Genomic DNA, 6,170 nt, shown 5'->3' with positions numbered 1-6,170 from the left:
AAACCAACAAATTTTTGTACATCCTTCATATTAAACGGCTCCTTTTCGTGTGTAGCTCTACACTTGGTTTATTTTTGGGTAGTAACATTATGACCAAGTGCAACCTACGTTAAGCGATGGGAGCCGTTTCGTTCATTATGACTAAAGGGTCAGGGGTGTGGAAGAATCCAGATTTTCATTTCTTCAGCAATCGAAACAGATTTCAGCATAAACTTATAAAACCAATTCGTAAGGAGTGACTTTAAATGAATGTTGGAAGAGATAAAATATACCCCGACTGTCCAACTCTTATCAGAACGGTTGAGGTTGGCGGTCTTACGAAATCACAGCTTCTTCAAAAATTGCAACAACATTCTATTTTGATGAATAAGCTTGGAGAGAGGCTATTCGCTGATGATAAGTTTACTATTTCAGATACGATATACAGTGTAAGGGCTGTTGAGCCCAAAGTTCGTGATCTTGGCTTTCCAGAAGGAACTACTATACCCCAGCTTTTTGAAAAAGCGAACCAGGTTGGCTTAAAATTATGCCCCCTTGAGCTAGGACCCCACTTAAGATTGGAGTATCTGGATCAACCCGAAGGTCATTCGGGGAAACCTTCTTGGCGACATCGAGCTCCGTATGGCTCCGTTACAATAGCATCTGAGATACTATCCAAAGACGTCGACTTTCCGAAGGGTTTCTATCTGAGACGAATTGAAGGTGCGCTGTGGTTGCGTGGATACATTGCTGATGATCTGCACGTCTTGGAGCCAGATGATCACTTTGTTTTTTGTCAAAACGAAAATTTGAAGAAAAAAATTCCTTATTAATCAACGGGCGCGAATGTGGAATAAATGTCACGGTTCTTATTCAATTAATGGGGGGGAGAGTTGTAGTTCAAGCTGTCATTTTAAACAGCATTTTTTATTACACTATAGTGACAGGTTAATTGAATAAAAAATTATCTCAAAATCTCAAAAATTCGCTCATAATAAAATAAAGCAGGGGTGTAACCACTTGTTTTCTTGGAGAATAACAAAATATAACCCGAAAAAGAGAGAGGAAGAAGGCTCTTATCTGGACCTTGAAGAATGGACAAGTTTTTCTGAGGTAGGAAAAAAGGTTAGTGAAGAAGAATATTTAAAAACTGAATCAAACTACTTAAATTCCATCACTAGGTTTATGAATGAAACGGGCTATAAAAAGCTTTATCTAGATGACTTGAAATATGCTCTGATGAAGTAAAGAAGAACCAAAGCGCTGTTCCTTTTTTGTCAAACATTTGGGTGGGTAAATCCGTCAGTGCGCGGGAGATTATAGAGTTAGCAAAATTAAGCTTACGGGAAGTTATTTGGTGCAAATTAAGTTACAAAGACAGGTTTTTTGTTCACTTCGGATACGATTATTATATGTATATTGGAGCAAGTATAGATTCTCCTACAGCTCGTCAAAAAATCGAAGAGACTGGATTATACATGGAAGAATTTAAATCTCCCTATTTGGATTAAAAATGAAATTTATAATTGAAGCCTTCTTGAAGTAAAGGGTGTGTTTAAGAAATTGAGACAAAAATTAAATGACAAAGAATATAGGAAAGTTTGGGGGAGATTTAACAAAGAGTTTAAGTTTAAAGTTGGTTTAAGTTTAATTATTCATAATCTGTTGGTTACACCAACTTTTCCTTTGATGCTCTTTCCAAATTATTTTCTTATTTCTCCACAAAAAACCCCGATCATAAGGAAGGGGTTTATGGGTTTATAATTTGCTGCTCATAGGTTTCTTTCAATCGCTTAATATCCTCTTTTGGCGGTAGACCAAACATCCTAGAATATTCTCTGCTGAATTGAGATGGACTTTCGTAGCCTACTCGGAATGCAGCATCGGTGGCATCAGTTGACTCGGATAATAACAGGCGACGAGCTTCCTGTAGTCTTAGTTGTTTTTGAAACTGAATAGGGCTCATTGCTGTTACCTCTTTAAAGTGCCTATGAAAGGAAGAAACACTCATGTTCGCAATTTCTGCAAGGTCCTCAATCCGAAAAGATTGGTCATAGTTTTTCATGATATGTTCAATCACAACCCCAATTAGATGAGCTGAACTTCCTTCTAGCCCTATTTGCCCTAATGTAACTCCATGCTGCCCCTGTAAAACCCTATAGATAATTTCCTTTGTGATAAGAGGTGCAAGAACCGGTATATCGTAAGGAGTCTCCAGCAAATGTACTAATCTGGTTACAGCGTCCAACAAAGAATCCTCGATTTGGCTTACATACATGCCTCTTCTGGCATTTTCTTTTGGGTTAACTGGAAGATGTGAATCCTGTAATACCTCCAATATTTGGTTTGGCGTAAATTCAAGTTTGAGTGCCAAATACGGATTTTCAGAAGAAGCTTCCGTAACTATACCGGTAATTGGCAAGTTCACGGATGCAACAAGGTAATCTGCAGGACCGTACACATAGGTCTCCTGTGCCAGTAAAACCTCCTTTTTGCCTTGAACGATTATGCATAAAGAGGGCATGTAAACTCCGTAAGCTGGACCTGTAACATCAGAGAACCGAGAGAATGATAAAGAAGATATTGCAGTCTCATGAGCCCCGTCCTTACCTGTGTGCCTCTCAATAAGTTGGGTGAGTTCCGAACGCTGTTTGTCGATTTGTTTGGACATAAAAACCTCCTGTGTCTCTGTTTTTTATAGTTCCATATTAATACATATTCCTCCGAAGTGTTAGTGGTGTGAGAGGATTAGGCAATGATTTGATAGGAATTATATAAGGGTTTCCTGTTCTTTTATTGCATAATAAGGGAGTTAAAAGTTTTCTATACATCTTGACTGTAAGGAGTTGAATCACCATGAAAAAGCGTAAATTAGGAAAGACTGAATTGGAGGTTTCCTCCATTGGACTTGGTTGCATGGGCATGAGCCATGGGTACGGACCTGCATCGGACAAGCAAGAGATGATTGCGCTTATTCATAAGGCTCTAGACCGGGGTGTTACTTTCTTCGATACTGCCGAAGTATATGGTCTGTTTGTCAATGAGGAATTGGTAGGGGATGCCCTTGCTCCTCTTAAGGGAAAAGTTGTTATCGCGACCAAATTTGGCATCCAGATGATAAATGGCAAGCAGATGCTCGATAGTAAGCCTGAACGTATTAGGCAGTCAATCGAAGGCTCGCTTAAACGCCTTAAGGTCGATACCATTGATCTTTACTATCAGCATCGGGTGGACCCAAGTGTTCCAATTGAAGAGGTAGCAGGAGTAATACAAGACCTAATCAAGGAAGGGAAGATTAAGCATTGGGGACTTTCTGAAGCAGGAGTGGAAACGATTCGCCGTGCACACTCGGTTCATCCGCTGACTGCCGTTCAAAGTGAATACTCAATGATGTGGAGAAGCCCTGAAGACGACTTGTTGCCTACCCTTGAAGAGCTGGGAATCGGCTTTGTTCCTTTCAGTCCGTTGGGCAAGGGATTCCTTACCGGCACAATTAAAAAGGATGCAAGGTTCGGCAGTTCAGATTTCCGCAGCATTGTTCCACGCTTCAAACCTGAGAATATCGAGGCAAATCAGGTATTGGTTGATTTGATAAACAAGTTTGCTGTTGAAAAAGATGCAACACCCGCTCAAATCGCACTTGCGTGGGTTCTAGCACAGAAGCCGTGGATTGTTCCGATTCCAGGCACGCGGAAGTTGGAGCGTCTCGAAGAAAACCTTGGGGCTGCTGATATTGAACTGAGTCGTGAAGAACTCAAGGATTTAAATGATGCCTTATCGAAAATTGAGATCTCAGGAGATCGCTATCCAGCTGAATATGCAAATAGGGTAGGAAAATAATTTACGATAAACACAGGAGGATTTTATATGCAAAAAGTAACGTTAAATAATGGTGTAGAGATGCCAATCCTGGGCTTTGGGGTTTTTCAGATTCAGGATGAAAATGAATGTGAGCAGGCCCTTTACGATGCGATTATGACGGGTTATCGTCTGATCGATACTGCAGCATCTTATCTAAATGAAGAAGCAGTCGGAAGAGCAATCAAGCGGAGCGGTGTCCCAAGAGAGGAATTGTTCATTACAACAAAACTTTGGGTTCAGGATACTGGTTATGAAAACACAAAGAAAGCATTAGAAAAATCACTGGAAAGGCTGCAATTGGATTATCTGGATTTATACCTAATCCATCAGCCATTTGGTGATGTACACGGTTCTTGGCGTGCCATGGAGGAACTGTACCGTGAAGGAAAAGTCAGGGCAATTGGAGTAAGTAACTTCCATTCAGACCGCCTTATTGATTTGATTATCCATAATGAAGTTGTTCCAGCGGTTAACCAAGTCGAAACACATGTATTCAATCAGCAGATTGAAAGTCATGCCTTTATGAAAGAGAACAATGTACAAATAGAGTCTTGGGGGCCATTTGCCGAAGGAAAAAACAACATGTTCCAGAATGAAATTTTGGTTTCCATAGGAGAAAAGTATAATAAATCTGTTGCTCAGGTGGTTTTACGTTGGTTGACACAAAGAGGAGTTGTTGCGATTCCAAAATCTGTCCGTAAAGAAAGAATCGTGGAAAACTTCAACATCTTTGACTTTGAATTAAGCCAAGAAGATATGGACCAAATTGCTACTTTAGATACAAAAGAGAGCTTATTCTTTTCACACAGGGACCCTGAAATGGTGAAATGGATTGGAACCCGTAAACTAGATATATAATTTTATTTTCTATAGCACAACAAAAAGTCGATTTCCTTCACAAGTGAACATCGGCTTTTTTTATGGATAACAATTTAATAACTTTTATATCGTGAAGGATTACACTTAAACTACCGGGTGCATTTCTTAAAGAACATTCGGCTGCTCAAGGACAAGCAGCCGATATTATGTTGAACGGGTGAGGTAACCAAAGAAGCGAATGATGTGGACTTCATCTGAATAGTCTAGCCTTCTATGTACTGACGCTCACAAAGGAGCATCCATGACGTTCCAAACCTGTCTCTCAGCTGAGCAAAACGCAAAGCGAAAAATGTTTCTTCCATGGGCATAAAGATTTCTCCTCCTTCAGAAAGCAAGGTATAAAGTCTCTCCGCCTCTTCTGCACTGTAAACCCTGAGTGTCAGATAGACACTCCGCATAGGCTCTGCCTTGGGGATGTCGGCTCCCCTTAGAATGGTGTCCCCAATCTCGATGGTGGCATGCAAAATGTCGTTTTCCCTACCTTCCGGAACGTTCGTAGTATCTGGCAGTTGTTTGAAAGCCATCATTGATGTTATTCTTCCTCCGAGATGCTGTTCATAGAACTGAAAAGCCTGTTCGCAAACTCCTTGATAGTTGACGTAGATATCGAGCTTCATTGAATAATCTCCCTTTTTCATTTTGGTTGTTGGTCTTGAAAGATATTTTATAATTCAGTATAAACGAAAGGCATATGAATGCCTATACAATCGATTTTATTACAAACTATTATTTGTAAATATTTACAATTATTATAATTTATGGACTCTATTTCTACTCTTCGCTGTCTTCGGTGTATGGGATGCGTAAGTCACTTGGGATTATAGATGAGGAGATTAATCCTACTAGAAAAAATTGAGAATTTATTTCTCCACATTTAGAGCTGATGTACTCATGTGTCGTTATTGTGAAATATGGTACTTAAACAAACGGACGCTTATGTTTAATACAAGGTCGCTGCGGCGCCTTTTGCTTGTTCCGCCAAATGGCAGGTTTGTGGAACAGCCCTTGACAAGGGTACAAGATTAGGTTTATTAAGCTAAAAACATATTAAGATTCTAACCTCAGCACAAAAATATATTTACTTCAATTGTTCCACAGTCATAAAGCCCAAATATGATTTATAGGTAAAAACACATTTTGCTGAAACAAGTTTATAGGTTAATAACCAATGAATATGATGATTTGAAAATAAACATTAAGGAGTGCATTTTATGAATACTAGTCATTTACATCTGTACTATAACATTCCATATAGTCAAGATGCTTATCTATCTTCATCTCCATTCCAAACAGATTACTATTCGCCCATTGATTCAAGACAATTTGGCGTGTCTCAGCCTCCAACTGCACCACCACCTGGTCATCATGCTCCGCCTGGACCACCACACGGTCATCATGATCCAGAAGCTGGACCACCAACATCGCCACCGCCATCAGTTGTTCCTCAACAA

7 protein-coding genes are annotated in these 6,170 nt (G+C 39.8%); 4 read left to right on the top strand and 3 right to left on the bottom strand.

The features are described from left to right. The first annotated feature begins 245 nt into the window (after positions 1 to 245). Both E2K98_RS25370 and E2K98_RS25365 read left to right on the top strand, forming a co-directional pair. Complete coding sequence (locus tag E2K98_RS25370; RefSeq protein WP_133339177.1) at positions 246 to 812, top strand: helicase; 567 nt, start codon at positions 246 to 248, stop codon at positions 810 to 812. 187 nt (positions 813 to 999) lie between these two features. Continuing rightward, on the top strand, positions 1,000 to 1,227 hold the full coding sequence (locus E2K98_RS25365; protein WP_133339175.1) for a hypothetical protein: 228 nt from the start codon (positions 1,000 to 1,002) through the stop codon (positions 1,225 to 1,227). Positions 1,228 to 1,729: 502 nt separating this feature from the next. Here E2K98_RS25365 and E2K98_RS25360 read toward each other — a convergent pair. After that, positions 1,730 to 2,650 (bottom strand): AraC family transcriptional regulator, encoded by a 921-nt coding sequence (locus E2K98_RS25360; protein ID WP_133339173.1) that lies wholly within the window; start codon positions 2,648 to 2,650, stop codon positions 1,730 to 1,732. A gap of 185 nt (positions 2,651 to 2,835) precedes the next feature. Here E2K98_RS25360 and E2K98_RS25355 point away from each other — a divergent pair, with 185 nt between their 5' ends. Next, complete coding sequence (locus tag E2K98_RS25355; RefSeq protein WP_133339171.1) at positions 2,836 to 3,819, top strand: aldo/keto reductase; 984 nt, start codon at positions 2,836 to 2,838, stop codon at positions 3,817 to 3,819. A gap of 27 nt (positions 3,820 to 3,846) precedes the next feature. Beyond that, complete coding sequence (locus E2K98_RS25350) at positions 3,847 to 4,698, top strand: aldo/keto reductase (protein ID WP_133339169.1); 852 nt, start codon at positions 3,847 to 3,849, stop codon at positions 4,696 to 4,698. Positions 4,699 to 4,922: 224 nt separating this feature from the next. On the opposite strand, the gene E2K98_RS25345 is transcribed toward E2K98_RS25350, so the two are convergent. Beyond that, positions 4,923 to 5,336: a VOC family protein gene (locus E2K98_RS25345; RefSeq protein WP_165976388.1), complete on the bottom strand. Its 414-nt coding sequence runs from the start codon at positions 5,334 to 5,336 to the stop codon at positions 4,923 to 4,925. 601 nt (positions 5,337 to 5,937) lie between these two features. After that, a complete protein-coding gene (locus E2K98_RS32250) occupies positions 5,938 to 6,135 on the bottom strand; it encodes a hypothetical protein (protein ID WP_165976387.1) in 198 nt (65 codons plus the stop codon). Between the last annotated feature and the right edge of the window lie 35 nt (positions 6,136 to 6,170).

The organism is Bacillus salipaludis (genome assembly GCF_004358205.1).
Note: the sequence above shows the minus strand (reverse complement) of the source record. Positions and strands in the feature narration are given on the sequence as shown.